This window comes from Mycolicibacterium sp. lyk4-40-TYG-92, assembly GCF_030209435.1.
Taxonomy (GTDB): domain Bacteria; phylum Actinomycetota; class Actinomycetes; order Mycobacteriales; family Mycobacteriaceae; genus Mycobacterium.
Window position 1 is genome coordinate 257,273 of the sequence record NZ_JARVRX010000010.1, and the last position, 17,972, is coordinate 275,244.

Sequence of the window (17,972 nt, forward strand, 5' to 3'; positions counted from 1 at the left end):
CGCGTCTGGAATAGTCAAAAAAGTAGTATGACTATTATTACCATACGGTGTGCGCCCTGTCACATAAGTGATCAGCGGTCTGCGGTCGCCGCGGCGCGACCGGCACGGCGACCATAAAAGCTGCCGTCCCCCAGCGAGACGCCGCTGGCATAACCCCACGCGGCCAGCCCTGCAGTGCACCGGCCCGCGGCATACAGACCGGGAATGGGCTCGCCACTTACATGCAGCACCTCTGAGTTGAGCGTCGTATGCAAACCACCAAGAGTGAAGCCGCCAGTGGACTCACGCAGATCGATGGCGCCCACCGGGGAACCGACGGGCCTGAGCCACTGGGTCTTCTTGTGCAACAGCGGATCCTCACCCCGGGCGGCACCGTCGTTGTAGGCAGAGATGGTGGCTTGCAACGAACCGGTTGGCAATCCGATCTCGTCCTCGAGCTCGCCGACGGTTTCGCACACCCAGGTCGGCGGACGCATCATCAGGCGCGGGGTCACGGACGACTGTGCTTCCTGCTGGGCAATGTCGTCGATGATCAGATAGGCGGTGTTGTTCTGGTGGTACAACGTCAGCTGGCCGGCGCGCCCCGGGTAAGTGTCCTCGGCGACGTAACGCTGCCCGCGTTCGTTCACGAGCACCCCGCGCACCAACTGCTGTGGATCGATGAAGAGTGCCACTTCGGCGGCGTCCATATGGGCCAGGTCGGCTCCGAGCGCTTGAGCCATCCGGATCGCGTGCCCGTCGTGTTGCTCTATCGCGGAGGCCTGCCGCCCGGCGATGCGCGGAGCATACCGGGCGACCATCGCGTCGTTGTAGGCGAAGCTTCCGGTGGCGAGCACAACGCCACGCCGGGCGCGGATGTCCATCTGAGTGCCGTAGCGCCGGGCGCGGATGCCGACGACCCGGCCGTCTGGCTCCACGATCAAGGTCTGCACGCGCACGTCGTACAGTGCGCGTGCACCGGCCGCTGTCGCAGTGTCGACGAGACCCTTCATGAGCATGAACCCGGCGCTGGCCTCGCCTTGCTTCTTGTTCTGCATCTGGGGCACATGCCCACGTGGCGCTGGCGTGGCGACCGTGTTGAACGGGTAGGAATCCTCTCCGCCGCTGTACATCAGGCCCTGGTCGCCCATCGGCTCCCAGCCGGGTTCGCCGAAGAATTCGGGTTTGAACGGAACCCCGCAGCCCACCAGCCAGTCGAAATGCGCGACACTGCCTTCGCAGTAGTCGGCGATGCGGTTCTCGTCGGCGCCGGGGCCCATGGCGGCGTTGAGGAAGGCTGCCATGTTTTCGACGGAATCTGCGAAGCCGCAAGCCTTTTGGATGTCGGTGCCGCCGCCGAGGTAGATGAAACCGCCTGCCATGGCCGCTGCGCCGCCCCACGAGCCGGTGCGCTCGAGGACCAGTACGTCAGCACCGTTGTGCGCCGCTTCTACTGCCGCCGCTGCGCCGGCCACTCCGTAGCCGGCGATGACCACGTCGGCCTCATGGTCCCACTCGGTGACCGTGGCGGCGGAGATCGGGCGAATGTCTTCAGTGTTCATCACGGGCGCATCGCTTTCGGTAGATCGGTGACCCAGTGGTGTCCCCAGTAGCTGTCGGCTGTTATTTCCTCTGCGGTGTAATAGGTTTCGTCGACACGCATGCCCGCGGTGCCGAATTCGATATCCCAATCACCGGGCGTGCGTACGTAGAACGAGACCATCTTGTCGTTGGTGTGCCGCCCCAGCGTGGACGACAACGGGAATCCCTCGGCGTTGACGCGATCGAGAGCCTGCCCAACAGCGTCGAGGGAGTCCACTTCGACCATGAGGTGGATGAGGCCAGGATCGCGCAGGGTCTGTGCGGGGCACAGCGCCAAGCTGTGGTGGCGCTCGTTGACACCCATGAACCGGACGCGCACCGGCCCGAACTCCGGGGGCACCGGAACCCGGAACGCGCCGCGCGACTTGAAGCCCAGGACGTCGGTGTAGAACGCGAAGAGCCCGTTGACATCCAGCGCTGGCAACACGACATGACCCAAACCCTGGTCACCGGTCAAAAACTTGGCGCCGAAGGGTGTCACGACCGGGCTATGGTCGAGCACCGCACCGTGGAAGACCTCCAACGACGTGCCGGCCGGGTCCTCGAACGCGATCACTTCCTCGACCCGCCGAGCGTCGGCATCAACCTGCGACAACTCCTTGAAGGGCACACCCGCGCCTTCCAGCGCCGTCTTCACCTGTTCCAGGTCCGCGTGATCACGCACCTCCCAGCCCACGGTGACGATTTTGTCGACGTCTGCGGGTACGACGACGATGCGTGCGGCACGTTCGTCCATCCTCAGATAGAGCGCAGAGGTATCGGGCCCGGTGCCTTGAGCGAAGCCGAGAACGTTGAAGGCGAAGTGACGCCAGCGTCCGATGTCAGAGGCCGCAACGGCGACGTAGCCGAGGCCCTTGATCAATGCCATGTGAGTTGTTCCCCTCAGATCATTGCCCGTAGCGGGCCCTGCGGATCGACACCCAACGAGCTCAGTGCCGACGCGTGATAAACCGTGCCCGGCACGTGGATGGCGTGCGCTTGCCCGACGTGCACGTCTCGCCAGTAGCGCTGCAGCGGCTTATCCATTCGGGCAGCGTTGCCACCGCAACGTGCGAAGACTTCGTCGACCGCCGACACCGCGCGCCAAACGGCGCGCACCTGGGTGCGCCGGCCCGCGGCGCGTTCCTCGAAAGACACCTCTTGTCCGGCGTCGACCATGTCGTAAATCCGGTCGGCATTGGCCAGTAGTTCTTGACGGGCAGCGTTGATGTCGGCAGCGGCCTCGCCGATCGCGTACATCACGTACGGGTCGTCCTTGACGGCTACCCCGCTGGAGGTCACGCGCTCGCGCTGGTAGTCCAGCGCCGCAGCGAGCGCGCCCTCGGCGATGCCGATCGTCGCCGAACTGATGCCGAGAGGGAACATCGTCGACCACGGCATCAGATACAGCGTGTCGGTCATCCCGGCTTCGCGCTGGGCTGTGCCATCCATCACCTTGAACGCATCCATCGTCCGGTAAGACGGCACGAACGCGTCCTTGACGATGACATCTTTGGAGCCGGTGCCCCTCAGCCCCACGACATTCCAGGAGTCCTCGACGATCTGGTAATCCTTGCGCGGCAAGATCATGTGGAGCATCTGCGGCGGCATGAGCGGTTTGCCATCACTGTCACCGACCATTGCGCCCAGGAAAATCCAGTCGCAGTGATCGGTACCCGAGCTGAACTGCCAGCGACCGTTGAAGAGGTAACCCCCGTCCACCGGCGTGGCCACCCCTTGCGGTGCGTAGGGGGAGGCGACCCAGGTGTCGACATCGTCAGCCCAGATTTCAGCGGCCACCTGCGGGTCGGCGTAGGCGAGTTGATAGGGGTGCACACCCACCACTCCGTTGATCCAGCCCGCGGCCGGGTCGAGTGCGGCCGTGGCCATCACGGTCTCAGCGAACTCACGTGGGTGAACCTGCAAGCCGCCGTGCGCTTTTGGCTGCAAAAGACGGATGTTGCCTGCCGCCTTCATGAATTTGACCGATTCGTCGGTGAGCTTTCCGGCCTTTTCGGCTTCAGCTCCTTGGGCGCGCATCTGTTCGGCATTCTCACGCACTCGGTCGATTACCCGCTCAGTCATCATCTGGTCCTATCGGTCACTGGCTGTCACTGATGTCTAACGTTGGACGCTCCACCATCGACAGGACAATTCCCTGTGAGCGGAAAACTGTTGCGCTGAAACTGCATTGTCAGAATTCGACGTGCAGGTCATCGGAGACGGGTTTGGCCTGGCACGCCAGGATCAGGCCGTCGGCGAGGTCCTCGGGCGCGAGCACCTCACAGGTCGACATGTGCACTTGACCGTGCACGACGGTCGCCGCGCAAGATCCGCATTGACCCTCTCGGCACGAGTACGGCACGTCCAGTCCCGCCGCGAGCATGGTGTCGACCAGCGTGGCGTTGCGTGGCCAACGCAACTGGTGATTGACGCCATCGAGGTCGACCTGAACGGTCGCATCGTCGTCGGAATCAGCTACAGCAGAGGTGATTTCTTCTGTGAATGGGTCACCCGACAAAGACTGGAATACCTCGAGATGGACACGCTCACGCGGAACCCCGGCCTCGGCCAGTGATTCCTTCACGAGAGCCATGAACGGTGCAGGTCCACAGATGAACGACTCGAAGGTTGTCGAACCGGCGAAAACTGTGTGCGTGAACCCCGTCATCTGCGCGCGAGTTGGTAAGCCCTGCAACGATTCCAGCCAATGCAGGACAGTAAGGCGACCGGCGTAACGAGCTGCGAGCTCACGGAGTTCCTCCGCGAAAATGACCGAACGTTCATCGCGGTTGGCGTAGCACAGGACCGCCCGCCCGGAGCCGGACGTCATCGCTGATTTCAGTATCGATATCACCGGGGTGATGCCGCTGCCGGCCGCCCATAACAGAAAGTCGGTGTCCAAGGAGGTCGGCGTGAAGATCCCGGCCGGCGGCAGCACGTCGATGCTGTCGCCGACAAAAATATTGTCACACAACCAATTAGACCCGTATCCGCCCGCCGTTCGCTTGATGGTCACCTTGGGTGCGGGATCGGTATGGGGGGAGCTGGCCAGTGAGTAGCAGCGGGCCACCGAGCCAGTCACATCACTCGGGACGCGAAGCGTCAAGAACTGCCCAGGCCGGTAGGTGAAACGCTCACGTAGGTCGTCGGGGACGGTGAACACCAGGGAGCGGGCATCGGGGCTCTCGTCGATCACATCGGCGACCGTCAGTCGCACACCGCGGCCGGCGCCGACGATCTCGGTGTCGGTTTCGACATCGTTCATGTGCTGACATCTTGGCGAGTCACGTACGCGGCCCCAACCATGCGTACCGGTGACCGGGATTCCGATCCCCAGGGATTCGACCAGTATCCGCCGCGGCGGGGCTTGATGGCTCGTTCAGCAAGCGCGATCAGAAGGTCCCAGAATCGATTTCAGCTTTTCATGTCGGCTGTTCGGGTCGCTGCGCTCGTCAAACATCGCCACCCATCGACACAACCTGGTCGCCAACGCAGGAGCAACGGTCATTCGCGTGCCGGCGCACTCAGCCAGCACTGTGTCGATGGCTGCCTCGTAGTCGCCTACTCCCAACGCTACGAAGAGTGCGTTCATCCGCGCTGCGTCGAGGCGGGCGTCGAGACGGGTGCGGGCCGCGTCGACGAACTCCCAGGCGAGATTGTGAATGTCTTTGTAGTGCATGCGGATTGGCTTCGACCCGGGCTATTGGTCGCCGCGCGTCCACTGCGTGGCGCCGTTGACGGCCACGCAGCTCAAGAACAAGCCGTCGGGGGACTGGGCGACGTCATTGAGGAACTCGGGGCAGGCGGCGCCCTCGGTCTTGATTCCCCTCATCGGCGGCGAGCGAAAGTAGCGGGGCTCGTATCGGCGGGGCGAACCGCAAAACACCAGCCGTCCCCACGATGTGGTGCCGAATACATAACGCGAGGTGTCGCCGCAAGGTGCCCCCAGAACCACGCCTGGGGCTATGCCTGGTGTGCAGAAGGCGTCCTCGCAGGGGACTGGAGCGTCGGCGGCCCCCACGGGTGCCGAGGTCATGGCGAGCGTGCCGGCGATGACGGCTAACAGCAGGTGATTGCGCATTCGTGTCCTCGGGTCATGGATCGGGTCCTGAGTCAGCTGTACCGATCTCTCGTGACAAACAACATCGGGCCGACCGTTGAGCGGAATCCCTGAGCGTTCAGCCGGCTGCGCCACACCCAACCTGCTATGTGACAGCCACCACATCATATGGTAACAATAGTACTATTCCTATTATGACTATCCGGTGGAATTGTGGAGGTCTCGATGACAGTGACTGCCGATGTGGTTGTCGGAACGCCGAGCAACGTGATCGACCGCGTCTCTCGCGTGCTCGATGCCTTTGACGGGCCGGGACGTCTTACCCTGGCGCAGGTCGTTCGCCGTACCGGTCTGCCGCGATCGTCGGCGCACCGCATGCTTGAGCGCCTGGTCATGCTGCGGTGGCTGAGGCGTGACGGTTTCGATTACGAGCTCGGCGTGCGCTTGGTGGAACTGGGGAATCTCGCCCTGCATCAGGATCGGATACATCAGGCCGCCACTCCGCTGCTGCGCGATCTCCACCGGGCGACCGGACTGGTGGTGCACCTTGCCGTGTTGAACGGTCCCGATGTTGTGTATCTGGAGAAGATCGGCGATCAGCTGATCGCCGCGATTCCCACGCGCATCGGCGGCCGGCAACCGGCACACTGTACGGCGGTTGGTAAGGCAATTTTGGCCTACAGCGACTCCGCTGTGGTCGATCTTGCGAAGCGGCGAACACGGTTTTCGGTTGCCACCAACGCCCAATTGGACGCTGAACTCGACAAGGTTCGGGCCCACGGGGTGGCTGTTGAACGAGAAGAATCTGTGCGTGGATTCGGTTGTGTTGCCGCGCCGATCGGCCGCGTAGGCGAAGCGGTTGCCGCGGTGTCGGTGTGTGGTCCGTTGGCGCAGATGACATTCGACCGACGTTTGGTCACGCCGGTGCGAATCACGGCGACAGCAATCTGGCGCAATGCCGAAGCGGTCCGTGACCATGCGACGCCGATGCTGATGCGACCGCTGCGGGGCGCTGGGCCGGTTCATACCGCGCAGTCGCGCATGTCGTCGAGCCTGCGTCCGGCATGAGCCTCGATCCGCAGGTCGCGAATCTGATCGAGACGCTTGATTCGGGTTTTCCGCCAGTGCACACGATGACGGGCGCGCAGGCGAGGGCCGCGATTCGCGCTCGTTTCGTGCCGAACCAGCACCCCGAACCTGTGGCCACCGTCTGCGATGCCGATATCGCTGTGGACGGCGGCAGTGTGCAGGTCCGGATATACCGTCCCGAGGCCTCCGGGATGCTGCCGGTTCTGGTGTACGCCCACGGCGGCGGATTCGTCTTCTGTGATCTGGACAGTCATGACGGACTGTGCCGCAATTTGTCGAATCTCATTCCAGCGGTGGTGGTTTCGGTGGCGTATCGACTTGCACCCGAGAACCCTTGGCCCACCGCCGCTGAGGACGTGTACACCGTGGCCCGTTGGATATCTGACCATGCGGCTGAGTTCGGTGCCGATGCGCAACGCCTTGCCGTCGGCGGTGATAGCGCGGGGGGAAATCTGGCTGCTGTGACCGCATTGATGGCACGCGATCGTGGTGACATATCGGTCGCTGCCCAGATGCTGCTCTACCCGGTGATCGGCACAGATTTCGACACTGAGTCCTTCCGAGAATTCGGTGCGGGCTATTACAACCCGCGCCAAGCGCTGCAATGGTATTGGGACCAGTACGTTCCGGACCGAAGCGATCGCGACCACCCCTACGCGTCGCCCCTACGCGGCGTACTCAGGGACTTGCCCCCAGCTGTCGTGGTGATCGCCGGTCACGATCCTCTGAGAGACGAAGGCTTGGCTTATGCCGACGCGTTGCGCGCGGCTGGAGTGACGGTCCAGCAATTGCTGTTCGACGGTGGCATCCACGGCTTCATGACGATGCCGATGTTCGACATCGCCCATGATGCCCGTCAGCAGGCCAGCCGCGCGCTCGGAGACATGCTGCGTCGCTAGTCGAGTGATGCAGGTATGCCGCGGGACGGCCGTGCGTGGGCGACTAGATCGGATCAAACGATGAAATACGCCATACGCCATCGACTTTCGTGAGTCCCACATTCACGCTGCTGGCCGACTGAGCAGGTTCGTGGTTTTCGCGGCTGGTCGTGGTCTGGTTGAGGAAGATCAACACGTGCGCGGTAGTGGCATGCGCGTCGATTGTGGCGGCACGGACCACCGATGCGACGGCGTGAATGTCCTTCTGCTTGGCTGCGGGGGCTACGAACTGGTCGGCGAACTGGCTGTAATACGTCAAGAAACCGCCGGTGAGGTGCGAACGGGCGGAAGCAATGTCGCTGTCCAGACTCGCAGGTGCATAGGACAACAACGCCACGGCGCCCTCTGACGCGGCTTTGGCGACCTCTGTCGCGGCCTCAGTGCTTGCGCGGTCACCGCGATACGCGTCGAGGTACAGCGTCGCCGCGGTGCCGGCCGACGCCAGGACAAGGCTCGTGACGACGACGGGACGCCAGCGACGCGCGAGAAGACGAGCCAGTCGCCGACCACCGCTTGGTCCCGAAGTGTCGCCTTCGCGCTGGCCGTCGGCCGGAGTATCGGTGTCGTCGCAGGGCAGGTGGTTATCGACGTTCTCAGCGGTGCTTGTGGTCACGGTACAAACTCGACTTTCGACATCTTCAGCTGTGCGCCGTCTTTGATCATGGTGACGCTGAGCCGCCAGTTTCGTGGCTGTTGGTTTGCCCCTGCCGAGTTGCTCACGGTGGTGGCGGCGGTCACGAGCACAACTGCCGAATCCGCGGTCATCGATTCCACGGCGGCGCTGCGGACCGCTGCCTGCGTCGATGCCTTGGAGTCGCGCGCAACCTGGGCGAAATCCTTTGCGTCCGCTTGGAAATCGTCTCGAAACTGTCCGGTGGAATTGGCGATGATCTGCCGGATGTTGTCCTCGGCCTTGGTGCCGTCGATGGACATCAAGGTCACAACGGCTTGCGATGCTGAGGCGGCGAACTCGGCGCGGCGCTGCTGTTCATGCTCGAGCTGGCGGCGGTAGTTGAACATGTATCCGCCCGCCGTCAGGAGCGCCGCACTGACCAGTACCGCGAAGACCGCCAGCATCGTCGATAGCTTAGGGCGACGTAGCCGCCGCCGTGCGGTCGTCTCGCCTTCAGGCGAACTGTCGGCTTCGTTGGTCATTGCGCGAAGTTTTTCCGCCCGAGCTCGGGCGGCGGCCGCGAGTTCTTCCGCGGCCACGGCCTCCGCTTCCGCCTGGCTGATCAATGACGGGTCGTCCGCCTGTGCAGGGTCGCATTCGACGAGCGAGTCGGCGGTGTTCATCTGAGTCGAGGGCTCGGAGCGGTTGAGTAACCGCATGATCCACCTCCGGTTCCCTGTTGGTCCAGCCTGGCGATGACATTTACGACGCTAGCGCGATCGGAGCCGGCGTGGTGTTGAATTCCCGCCCAGCGGTCAGCGTTGTCACGTGATCGCTTGATAAGTCACCAGTTTCGCGGCGAGCACAGCGCGCCGTTCGCTCCTTCGGCGCGCGCGACCACCGTCCCGTCGACCGCGAGCGTGCAGTGCAGAACCTGTCCGGGTCGTGGCGCCTGGCCGGCGGCGGTAACGGTGACCATCGCCCATTGCCCGGGATCGGTCAGTGTGGCTTCGCGGAGCCAGGATTTTCCCGGTTGGAGCTGAACGTCGTCGCGCGGACTGAATTGGTAAGGGTCATGGCTGTATTCGGCCCAAGTGGGCGGTTGGACGTCTCGGTAGTAGATACCCGCGGCGGTAGGTAGGTCGGCGGTAACGCTATAGGTCACACGGTGCGGTAGGGAGTCGTCGTCCGCACGTGCCGGCGGCGTTGCCGTTGTACCGATGGCGATTGCCAGGACTGCGCCCATCGCCTGTCGTACACGGTGGATTCGCATCGCGGGCGCCCTTCAGTAGCGGTGGACCGGTGATCGAGCGAGCACCTCGGCGCGTGTGTTCAGCGCGACGGCATTCACCGGACGAGCGTTGCGGCGACAGATTTTCCGATCTCGTTGCCGGATGAAATTGCGCCCTTTTCACTGTGGCACGCCGCCGGCCCCGGGTGGCTGCAATGCCCGCCTGGCGGGATTTTGTCTGTCACACGACGCCGCGTGCTCGGGACAGTAGTGGGTGTCCCGACTGCGCGGCAGCATCTTTGGTTGCGTGTTCCCGTGCGGACCGGTGCGTGTTCGCTGTGTTCGGTGTACAAGGAGCTGGTCATGAGGATCTCAACGTCGTCGGCTGCAGTAGTGGCTCTGACCATCTCGCTGCTGAGTGGGCCGGACGGCCCTGTTGCCACCGCATCCAACGACTGGGGTCTCAACGGCACCTATGTCGCAACGTCCAATGGCGAATGGGCCAAGACCAACGATATCTACCACGACGAGGCGAGTATCCGCGGCGTCTGGACCATCGCGACCAGGTGCAGCTACCCGACTGAATGCGCCGGGACCGTCGCCACCGACTGGGGATGGACGGCTCCCATCTACATGAAAGCCGGTGTCTGGTATGTCAAGAAGACCGTGGACAACTGGCAGCCCTGCCCAGATGGCTCCGCAGGCCCGGGCCTGCAGGTGTTCCGGTTCTATCCCGCGACAGCTGACGGCACCGCTACGGATCCGACGTCGACGACCTTGCTGGGGGAGGACTCGACCACCGGCCGCAGCGGCTCGTGCGGAACCAGCAAGGTCCTGTTCATCACGATGCCCTTCAAGTTGGTCAAGAGCAACTGAACGCGTCGGCGACCGCCGAGGGGCCGGCCCATCCGTGGATCGGGCCGGCCCCTCAGCGTGTCCGGCTCAGGCGGTAAACAGGTCTTTCCACGTTCGGCGATCGGTGTGCGGCGCCAAATCGGTTTGGCGGTACACCTTTCCGTCCGGGGTTACGTAGCGGCCGGTGCTCGGATCATAGGTGGCGATGGCGACCGACGGCCCTGTCGGTACGTGGGAGCCGAACGCGCTCGGAGCTACTGATGGTGCGTTGGTACCCGGACTTGGTGGGGTATTCGGCGCCGAATCGGGGGCAGATGGCTGACCGGCCGCCGGCGGCATCGGCGTGCCCTCGAGCGGACCGTAGATCGTCTTGTCGTGATCGACGCGGGAGTCCGGCGCGATCCCCTGGGCGAGTAGGTTCGGATCGATCGGGTACGGACCGAGGGGATGTTGGCGCATCGCCAATGGCTCGAAAGGCTTGTCACTGTCGCAGATTTCGACGGTGGGAGCACGCTTGCCCGGGTTGCCCATACACGGATAGTTGCGGGCCCCGCGGACGCCGATCGGTGAATCCTGCGGCAACTTGCAGTACAGCCCATCGGGAGTGTCAGTGTCACTGGTGTCCTCCGGCGATCGCCAGGCCGAAGGAGGTAGGAATCCGACCGTGCAGGCCGGCGGGTCACCGATGTTCAGGGTGAAGTCGCCCAACGACATTCCGGTCGGGTTGTTCTTGGGCGCGCCGTAGGACTGCGTCGATGCCACCACTGGTGGCAGGAGCACCAAGAGTTGCTCGATCGACGGGTGATAGGTCACCGCCACCTGCCCAAGGCTCGCCAGATTGGCCAAGAACACGGGCAGGGTGGGCTTGACTTGGTTGAACAGACGGGTGCCTGCGTCAGCCGCTCCCGACCCCTCCTTGAGGAGAGTTCTCACCTGAGGATCGTCGTGGACCAGCTGTTGGCTGATTCCGGCCACGCTGCGTGCCCAGGTCCGAATGGCGTCGACGGATTGAGCCTGTCCATCGAGCAGCGGTCCGCTGTCTTCGATGAGGGTCCGGGACTGATCGCTGACGCCGTTGGCATCCCGGATCAGCTTCGACGAGGAATCCAACAATGACCCGACATCATATCCAGTTCCGTTGAACGCCTTGAACGCTTCGTCGAGCAGCGGACTGATCTTGTCCTTCGGGATGCTGCTGATCAGCGAGCTGACCTGATCAAGCATCGGCCCTACGGCCTGGGGTATCGAAGTATTCGCTGCTGCGATGATCGATCCGTCGTGCAGATACGGTCCGGCGTCGTTGCGCGGTTGCAGGTCGACGTACTGTTCACCGACTGCGGACACGCTACGGACCGCGGCGTGTAGGTCAGCGGGAATCTTCGACGTGGTGTTCAGCGACAGAGTGGCTACGGCGCCTTCGCGGGTGGGCTGTACATCAGTGACCTTGCCGATCTGCACGCCGCGGTAGGTGACGTTGGAGAAGCGATACAACCCTCCGGTACCCGGGAGGTTGATCGTCACGGTCATTCGCCCGATGCCCAACAACGTTGGTGCCTGCAGGTACGCGACGAGCATCACAGACAAGCCGATGACTGAGGCGGCAGCGAAGATACCCAGTTGAATGCGAACGAATCGGGTGAGCATCAGTTGGTGCCTCCCTTCGAGATTGCGGGGTCGGTCGCCGCGGACTGCGCCGGCTGCGGCGGTTCGGCCTTGGCATCGACAAGTGGTGGCATCGTGGCAACCGCTTTCGGCGGAGCCGTGAGCAATGTGCCCAACGGGTCCTTGGTGTAGTTGGCGAACCAGGGATCACCGGGCGCCGGGACCAGGGGGGCGCCTTCCTGTCCCCAGCGGGTGCCGAGGAGCAGGCCGCGTTTGAGTCGAGGGATCGTGAAGTCGAAGGTGATGAATTCGTTCAGGTAGTCGCCGCGTATCCCTCGGTCGATGAAGTTCTGTGGATATGGATACGTCGGGGCGAACGCCAGCACGGTGCCCAGGTTCGGACCGACATCAGCCAGGGCCCGCAGGGTGGGTTCAAGGTTGCGCAAGTTGGTCACCAGGTCAGCCTGGGTCGCGTTGATGACCTTGGTGGCAGTGTCACTGAACAGCCCGAACTTCTGCAGCGCCGTGGTGATGTTGGGCCGTTCCTTGACCAAGACATCTAGTGCCGGCGGGATCCGTTGCAGCGCTTGGGTGATCACGTCGTTCTGTCCGGCCATCGTTCCTGACAGTCGGGTCAGCGCGGTAATCGATGCATTGATGTCGTCGCGCTGGTCGGCGAACGTGCCGACGAAGTTGTTGAGGCGACTGAGCAGATCGCGGATCTGGCCTTGCCGGCCGTTGAGTGCGCTGTTGAACTCGGTGACGAGTTCACCGATCTTGCCCAGCCCGCCGCCGTTGACGAGGACCGACAGTGACGACAATGTCTGCTCAGTGGAGGGGTACGTCGATGTGCGGTTCAACTCCAACGTGGCGCCCGGCGCGAGGCGCCCGGTCGGTGGCTGGCCTACGGGCGGGTCCAGAGCGAGGTGCATGGACCCGAGCAGACTGGTTTGCCCGACGGCCGCGACGGCATTCGAGGCGACCACCGCATCGGGTTTGACCGATACCTCCACGTCGGCGTGCATGTTCCGCACGCCCATCCGAGACACACTGCCCACGATGACGTCGCCGATCATGACCGGCGAATTGGCTTCCAGCGTACCGACATTGGCCAGCTCCACATGGTAGGTCGTGGCATTGGGGCCACGACCTACGGTTCCGGGCAGTGGCAGGGAGTTCAGTCCGTGAAATGTACAGCCGGTGACGGATACCAGTGCGCACGCGCAGATCGCCGTCAGGCGGGTGATGGACCGTTTCGCGATCACGGTGTACCTCCGGGGGCCGGGGCAGCAGGCGCCGGGGCAGCTTCGGCGGGCAGGAGCAAGTCCTGCACGGTGGGAGTGTGGGATGGAACCGGGGCGGCCGGTGCCCCGGGCGGGATCGGCGCGCCGGGAAACAGTGCGGGCGCCGGATCTGCCGGTAATCCGTTGGGCGCGTACGCGCCTGGAGGTCCTGGCGCCGCACCCCATCCAGCCGGAGGCGCCACGTCGTTGGCGCCGGTGTAAGCCGACACCGCCGGGGCTTCGGCTTGCGCGTCGGCCCTACCGCCGGATCCCCCCGGAGCGAGTTTCGGATCGGTGTACACCAGGTTCTCCGGGCTGGGGGCTTTCTTGAGGTAGAGGTTCATCGGCATGGGCAGGTAGTTGAAATTCAACAGCGACAGCGCCGGACCGAGATATTGAGAGCACAGCTTGGCCGATTCGGCTGCGGTCGCGTTCTTTACCGCCGCGATCGCTGAGCAAACCACCGCTACCGGGTTGGCGAAGTTCGACATCGCGAACGCACCAACGGCAGTGCCGCTGTCGGGGTTGTAGATGTTGTAGCCGTTACCGATGGCATTTGGTGCCACGTGCAGGACATTCTCGAGCTTGAGTTTGTTGTCGACGAGGTTCTGGGTGACGTTGGTCAATCGTTGTATCTGTTCGACGGTCTGATCGCGCGAGCCGTCGACGAACCGTCGGACTTCGCCCACCGCTGAAGCCAGATTCGTCAACGCGGCGTCCAGATCGGACCTGGCGCCGTCGACGATGCTGGTCACGCTGGCCAGTCTGTGTTGAAATTCAACGATCTGGGTGCTGCTGTCGCGCAGAGCCGTGACGAATATCTGCAGGTTCTTGATGATCTCGACGATGTTGCCGCTACCTCGGGCCAGGATCCCTCCGATGCCCGACAGTTGGCGGATCGCTTGATGCAACTTGTCGCCGTTGCCATCCATGGCGGCCGCCGCGCTGTCGATGAAGCGGCTGAGTGCAGACGCCGAAGTGCCGTTGACTGGTCCCAGATCGGTGGCCAACCGCATGAGTTGGTCTTTGACCTGATCCCATTCCACCGGCACCGCCGTACGTTCGACGCCGATCTGCGCGCCGTCTGCCATTCTTGGTCCGGCGTCCTCATACGCCGGTGCCAACTGCACGTACCGCGCGGCAACGAGGTTCTGCGCCATGATGATCGCCTTGGCGTCGGCGCGGATCGGTACTCCATGATCGATGGCGAGGGTCAATCGTGCCTGACCGCCGGCGGGTTCGATCCTGGTGATGGTTCCGACTTTGACGCCGGCGACGCGGACCTCGTCGCCTGGGTAGATCGCGGTGGCCGAGGTGAAGTACGCGGTGACCGTGGTGGGACCGAAGACGCGCTGCCGCACCAGGACTGAAGTTCCGATGATCATCACGGTCACCAGCAGAGCCAGGGCGATGCGAGTCAGCGGTTTGCGGTGGCGGTTGATCATCGGGTACCTCCCGGAATGCCGTTGTGGGGCCAGGGGAATTCTGCGCGGGGGCCGGCGTTGTCAGGGGGTTGGCCCGCGTTGGTACCGCGGCGGAATCCGAAGGCGTAGTCGAGGAACGGCTGCAGAGTCTGTGAGGGGAGCAGGTTGCCGATGAAGGCGTTGTAGTACCAGCCGTTGTTCACCGCTTCGCCCTGGGTAACCTGGTATTTCGCCAGTCCTGCAAGGGCTTTGGCGATATTGTCCCGGTTCTTTTCCAGGATTGCGGTCACGGAGTTCATCTTCTGGAGCGTCGGCGCCAGAACTTTTTCGTTGTCGTGTACAAGGCCGGACAGTTGCTGTGCCAGGGCTGAGGTGTTGGCCAGCAGATTGACTATCGCGTAGCGGCGGCGATCGAGGACCCCGGTCAGCGCGTTGGCATCGAGCAGCAGCGTGTTCACCTGCTGGCTGCGCTGCGACAGAATGCCGGTCACGTCGGCCGCGTCCTTCAGCAGAGCGCTCAGGGATTCGTTGCGGCTGTTGAGCGTTTGTGACAGGCGGGTCAGTCCGTCAAACGTCGGTCCCAACTGTGGGGCCGTGCGGTCGATGGTGTCTGACAGCGTGTCCAGCGACTGTGTCAAAGCTGCGGTATCGGTGTCGGCCGTGTTGGCGGTGAAGTCACTGGTCGCGTCGGTCAGCGAATATGGCGAGCCGGTCCGAGCGAGGGGAATGGTGTCGGCGGCGTGGAGAGTGCCGGACCCGGCAGGTTCCACGGTGAGCATCCGTGCGCCGAGGACGGTGCCGGTCCTGATATGGGCAGAGGTTTCTGAACCCAGCCGGACCGTCCCGTCGAGGCTGAACGTCACCAGGGCCTTGCCGTGATCGAGGGTGACCTCGGTGACCTTCCCTTTGGTGACGCCGGAGATCTTGACGTCATTGCCCGGGGCAAGGCCGCCGGCTTCGGTGAACAGCGCGTGATACTTGATCGAGGTGGCCCACGACCACAGCTTTTGCGGCTGCAGTCCGACGGCGACGACGAGTATGACCAGTACCAAACCGATCAGTCCGGTACGGAGAAGTTGCGATCCACGGTATTTGAGCATCAGGGTTCCCCACAGCGTCCGGTGTTCTGCATGATCCACGGGAAGTACGCGGTGCGACCCTGAAGATCGGTCACCCGGACGTTCATGCCGCATAGATACTGGTTGATGAAGCTGCCGTAAGCGCCCAGGCGCACCAGTTTGCGGTAGTTGGCAGGTGCCTTTTGCAACGCGAGATCGATGCGCGATTTGTCGTTGTCGTTGTCCAGCAAGGTGGCCATGCGGCTGAGCTGGTTCACCGTTCCGGTCAGAGGCGGGCGGGCCTGCGTCATCAGATCAGACAGGGATGCGGTGCCCTTGTCCAGGGCACTGATCGCGTCGCCGATCGGATCTCGTTGTTCGGACAGGCCGGTGATCAGTTGTTGCAGACGGGTGACAGCGCCGGAGAATTTGTCGCCGTCCTTGGCGACCGTGGCAGTGACGGTCTTGAGGTTGTCGATCATCTGTTGGACGGCCTGGCCGTTGTCAGCCAGGGCTGTGGTGAATGAATTCGTCTGGGAAAGCAGCGATTCCATGGTTCCACCTTGGCCCTGCAGGATTTGAATCAGGGAGTTGGTCAGCGCGTTGACATTCTGTGCGTTGAGTCCTTGGATGACCGGTTTGAGTCCGCCGAGAAGGAGATCGAGATCCAACGCCGGCTCGGTGCGGTTGGCTGGAATCTGAGATCCCGGCGGCTGGATTTTTGTCGATCCCGGCCCGTCCAGTATTTCCAGATATCGGTTGCCGACCAGATCGAGATAGCGCACAACGACTTTGGTGCCGGTCGTCAGCACAATGTTGCGGTCGGAATCGAAGCCGACGACTACCGTGTTGTCAGATCGCAGGTCGATGTCATTGACTGTGCCGACGCGAATGCCCGCCACTCGGACCGAATCGCCTACTTTCAGGCTTGATGCGTCGGTGAATACGGCTGAGTAGCTGTTTGTGGACCCGGTTCGATACTGTCCGAGGATCGCGAACAGCGCTCCGGTGAGCAGCAGCATCGTTACGCCGAATGCACCGAACTTCAACGCGGTCCGTGTCATCCGGGTTGCCCCACCTGTGCGGTGTTGCGCGGAGGGCCATCGATGGGGCCAAACAGCGCCTGTTTGAGTGCGTCGGAGTTCAACAAGATTCCTTGATTTCCGTATTGTGCTGGGTTGGCGTTGGTGTCGGCAACCACAAACGGTGGCCGTTGCTGGAACCCCACATTGGGAAGACCCATGCACTGAGGTCCGCCTGAGGCGGCGACCTTGGGCAGGTTGCCCGGGTAGCGGTAGCGTTCGGTACCCAGCAGGAATGAGTCCAGCAGCATGATCCCGGGCAACGGCTGCGGGGGACCCATCGCCAGTGGCTCAATGCCCTTGAGCGCACAGGTGATCGCTGGGTTGTATTGGTTGGTCAGGTCGGTGGTGGGGACCAGTAGGTGCATGGCGTTGGTGAGTGCGTCGCCGTTGGCGCCGACGACGTCGTTGCCGACGTCGGCCAGGCCGATGGCGCTCAGTAGCGCGGCATTGAGATCGTGTTGGCTGTCTGTGATGGTGTCGCTGAGTCTGGTTGCGTTGCGCGCGGCGCCCATGAGGTCGGGGGCGGCGTCCGCGTACGCGGTGAGAACCTCTGGAGCCACGGCAATTTCGTGCCGCAGGGCATGAAGGCTGGGATCGATTTTGGTTAGCAGGACGTCGAGGTCAGCCATGGTTTGACCGAGGGCGTTGCCGCGGCCGTTGAGCGCCTGAGCCATTGCGCCGAGGGTCTCGTTGAGCTTCTCTGGTTGGACCTGGGCAAGTACTGAGACCAAATGCTCGAATACCGTGTTGATCTCAACGGTCACGTGGCTGGCGTCGAGGATCTGTCCGGCATGAAGCGGCTGGGCCGACGCGTCTGTCGGCGGGACCAGTTCGACGTACTTGGCGCCGAACACTGTGCTGGATGCGATCCGCACCCCTGTGTTGGTGGGTATCAGCGGCAGATAACCAGGATCCATTGCCAGATGGATGGCGGCGCGCCCGTCCGGCAGGGAATCGATCGATGCCACCTTGCCTACCTGCGCGCCGTGCAGTTTCACCTTGGCATCAGGGTTCATGATCAGGCCGACCCGCGGTGACAGGACCGTCACTGGTGCGGTGTCGGTCGTGCCACCGCGGAACAGCACGACGGCGCCGACGACGATCACAGTGGTCATGCCGATCGCGGCGAGGCCAGTTAGGAAACGTACTGAGTCACGTGACATTTGGTGCC

The 17,972-nt window shown here is 63.2% G+C and carries 18 protein-coding genes; 3 read left to right on the forward strand and 15 right to left on the reverse strand.

From position 1 onward, the window contains the following. Positions 1–71 precede the first annotated feature (71 nt). The 6 genes from QRN63_RS16010 to QRN63_RS16035 form a co-directional block, all read right to left on the reverse strand. Complete coding sequence (locus tag QRN63_RS16010) at positions 72–1,541, reverse strand: FAD-dependent oxidoreductase (protein WP_285031625.1); 1,470 nt, start codon at positions 1,539–1,541, stop codon at positions 72–74. Further along, positions 1,541–2,449, reverse strand: coding sequence for a biphenyl-2,3-diol 1,2-dioxygenase (gene bphC, locus QRN63_RS16015; RefSeq protein WP_285031626.1), 909 nt, complete (start codon positions 2,447–2,449; stop codon positions 1,541–1,543). Before bphC ends, QRN63_RS16010 begins: the two co-directional genes overlap by 1 nt. 14 nt (positions 2,450–2,463) lie before the next feature. Then, complete coding sequence (locus tag QRN63_RS16020) at positions 2,464–3,645, reverse strand: acyl-CoA dehydrogenase family protein (RefSeq protein ID WP_285031627.1); 1,182 nt, start codon at positions 3,643–3,645, stop codon at positions 2,464–2,466. A gap of 109 nt (positions 3,646–3,754) precedes the next feature. Further along, entirely contained in the window at positions 3,755–4,828 is a 1,074-nt protein-coding gene (locus QRN63_RS16025) for a ferredoxin--NADP reductase (RefSeq protein ID WP_285031628.1), read from the reverse strand. Between the two features lie 114 nt (positions 4,829–4,942). Further along, positions 4,943–5,242, reverse strand: a complete 300-nt coding sequence (locus QRN63_RS16030) for a hypothetical protein (RefSeq protein WP_285031629.1) — start codon at positions 5,240–5,242, stop codon at positions 4,943–4,945. Positions 5,243–5,263: 21 nt separating this feature from the next. Next, a complete protein-coding gene (locus QRN63_RS16035) occupies positions 5,264–5,644 on the reverse strand; it encodes a hypothetical protein (protein ID WP_285031631.1) in 381 nt (126 codons plus the stop codon). Positions 5,645–5,848: 204 nt separating this feature from the next. Here QRN63_RS16035 and QRN63_RS16040 point away from each other — a divergent pair, with 204 nt between their 5' ends. Together QRN63_RS16040 and lipP1 are read left to right on the forward strand one after the other, a co-directional pair. Then, entirely contained in the window at positions 5,849–6,691 is an 843-nt protein-coding gene (locus tag QRN63_RS16040) for an IclR family transcriptional regulator (RefSeq protein WP_285031632.1), read from the forward strand. Continuing rightward, on the forward strand, positions 6,688–7,611 hold the full coding sequence (lipP1, locus tag QRN63_RS16045; RefSeq protein ID WP_285031634.1) for a LipP1 family hormone-sensitive lipase: 924 nt from the start codon (positions 6,688–6,690) through the stop codon (positions 7,609–7,611). Before QRN63_RS16040 ends, lipP1 begins: the two co-directional genes overlap by 4 nt. 43 nt (positions 7,612–7,654) lie before the next feature. Here the strand turns inward: lipP1 and QRN63_RS16050 are convergent, their stop codons facing one another. From QRN63_RS16050 to QRN63_RS16060, 3 genes are all read right to left on the reverse strand, one after another. Next, on the reverse strand, positions 7,655–8,263 hold the full coding sequence (locus QRN63_RS16050) for a twin-arginine translocation pathway signal (protein ID WP_285031636.1): 609 nt from the start codon (positions 8,261–8,263) through the stop codon (positions 7,655–7,657). Further along, entirely contained in the window at positions 8,260–8,946 is a 687-nt protein-coding gene (locus tag QRN63_RS16055) for an Rv1363c family protein (RefSeq protein WP_285031638.1), read from the reverse strand. Before QRN63_RS16055 ends, QRN63_RS16050 begins: the two co-directional genes overlap by 4 nt. 161 nt (positions 8,947–9,107) lie before the next feature. After that, complete coding sequence (locus tag QRN63_RS16060; RefSeq protein WP_285031639.1) at positions 9,108–9,536, reverse strand: Rv2576c family protein; 429 nt, start codon at positions 9,534–9,536, stop codon at positions 9,108–9,110. 321 nt (positions 9,537–9,857) lie between these two features. Between QRN63_RS16060 and QRN63_RS16065 the strand changes: the two genes are divergently transcribed. Next, positions 9,858–10,370, forward strand: coding sequence for an Rv2253/PknI dimerization domain-containing protein (locus tag QRN63_RS16065; protein WP_285031640.1), 513 nt, complete (start codon positions 9,858–9,860; stop codon positions 10,368–10,370). Positions 10,371–10,436: 66 nt separating this feature from the next. On the opposite strand, the gene QRN63_RS16070 is transcribed toward QRN63_RS16065, so the two are convergent. From QRN63_RS16070 to QRN63_RS16095, 6 genes are read right to left on the reverse strand one after another with little or no spacing between them, the layout of a single operon-like run. After that, positions 10,437–11,993 (reverse strand): MCE family protein, encoded by a 1,557-nt coding sequence (locus QRN63_RS16070; RefSeq protein ID WP_285031642.1) that lies wholly within the window; start codon positions 11,991–11,993, stop codon positions 10,437–10,439. Continuing rightward, positions 11,993–13,216 carry an MCE family protein gene (locus QRN63_RS16075; protein ID WP_285031644.1) on the reverse strand — a complete coding sequence of 408 codons (1,224 nt, stop codon included), beginning with the start codon at positions 13,214–13,216 and terminating at the stop codon, positions 11,993–11,995. The genes QRN63_RS16070 and QRN63_RS16075 overlap by 1 nt, the downstream gene beginning before the upstream one ends. After that, the gene (locus tag QRN63_RS16080; protein WP_285031645.1) at positions 13,213–14,679 is read right to left on the reverse strand and encodes an MCE family protein; all 1,467 of its coding nucleotides are present in this window, start codon (positions 14,677–14,679) and stop codon (positions 13,213–13,215) included. Before QRN63_RS16080 ends, QRN63_RS16075 begins: the two co-directional genes overlap by 4 nt. Next, positions 14,676–15,758: an MCE family protein gene (locus tag QRN63_RS16085; protein ID WP_285031646.1), complete on the reverse strand. Its 1,083-nt coding sequence runs from the start codon at positions 15,756–15,758 to the stop codon at positions 14,676–14,678. The genes QRN63_RS16080 and QRN63_RS16085 overlap by 4 nt, the downstream gene beginning before the upstream one ends. Continuing rightward, entirely contained in the window at positions 15,758–16,780 is a 1,023-nt protein-coding gene (locus QRN63_RS16090) for an MCE family protein (RefSeq protein WP_285031647.1), read from the reverse strand. Before QRN63_RS16090 ends, QRN63_RS16085 begins: the two co-directional genes overlap by 1 nt. Further along, entirely contained in the window at positions 16,777–17,964 is a 1,188-nt protein-coding gene (locus tag QRN63_RS16095; RefSeq protein WP_285031648.1) for an MCE family protein, read from the reverse strand. The genes QRN63_RS16090 and QRN63_RS16095 overlap by 4 nt, the downstream gene beginning before the upstream one ends. Between the last annotated feature and the right edge of the window lie 8 nt (positions 17,965–17,972).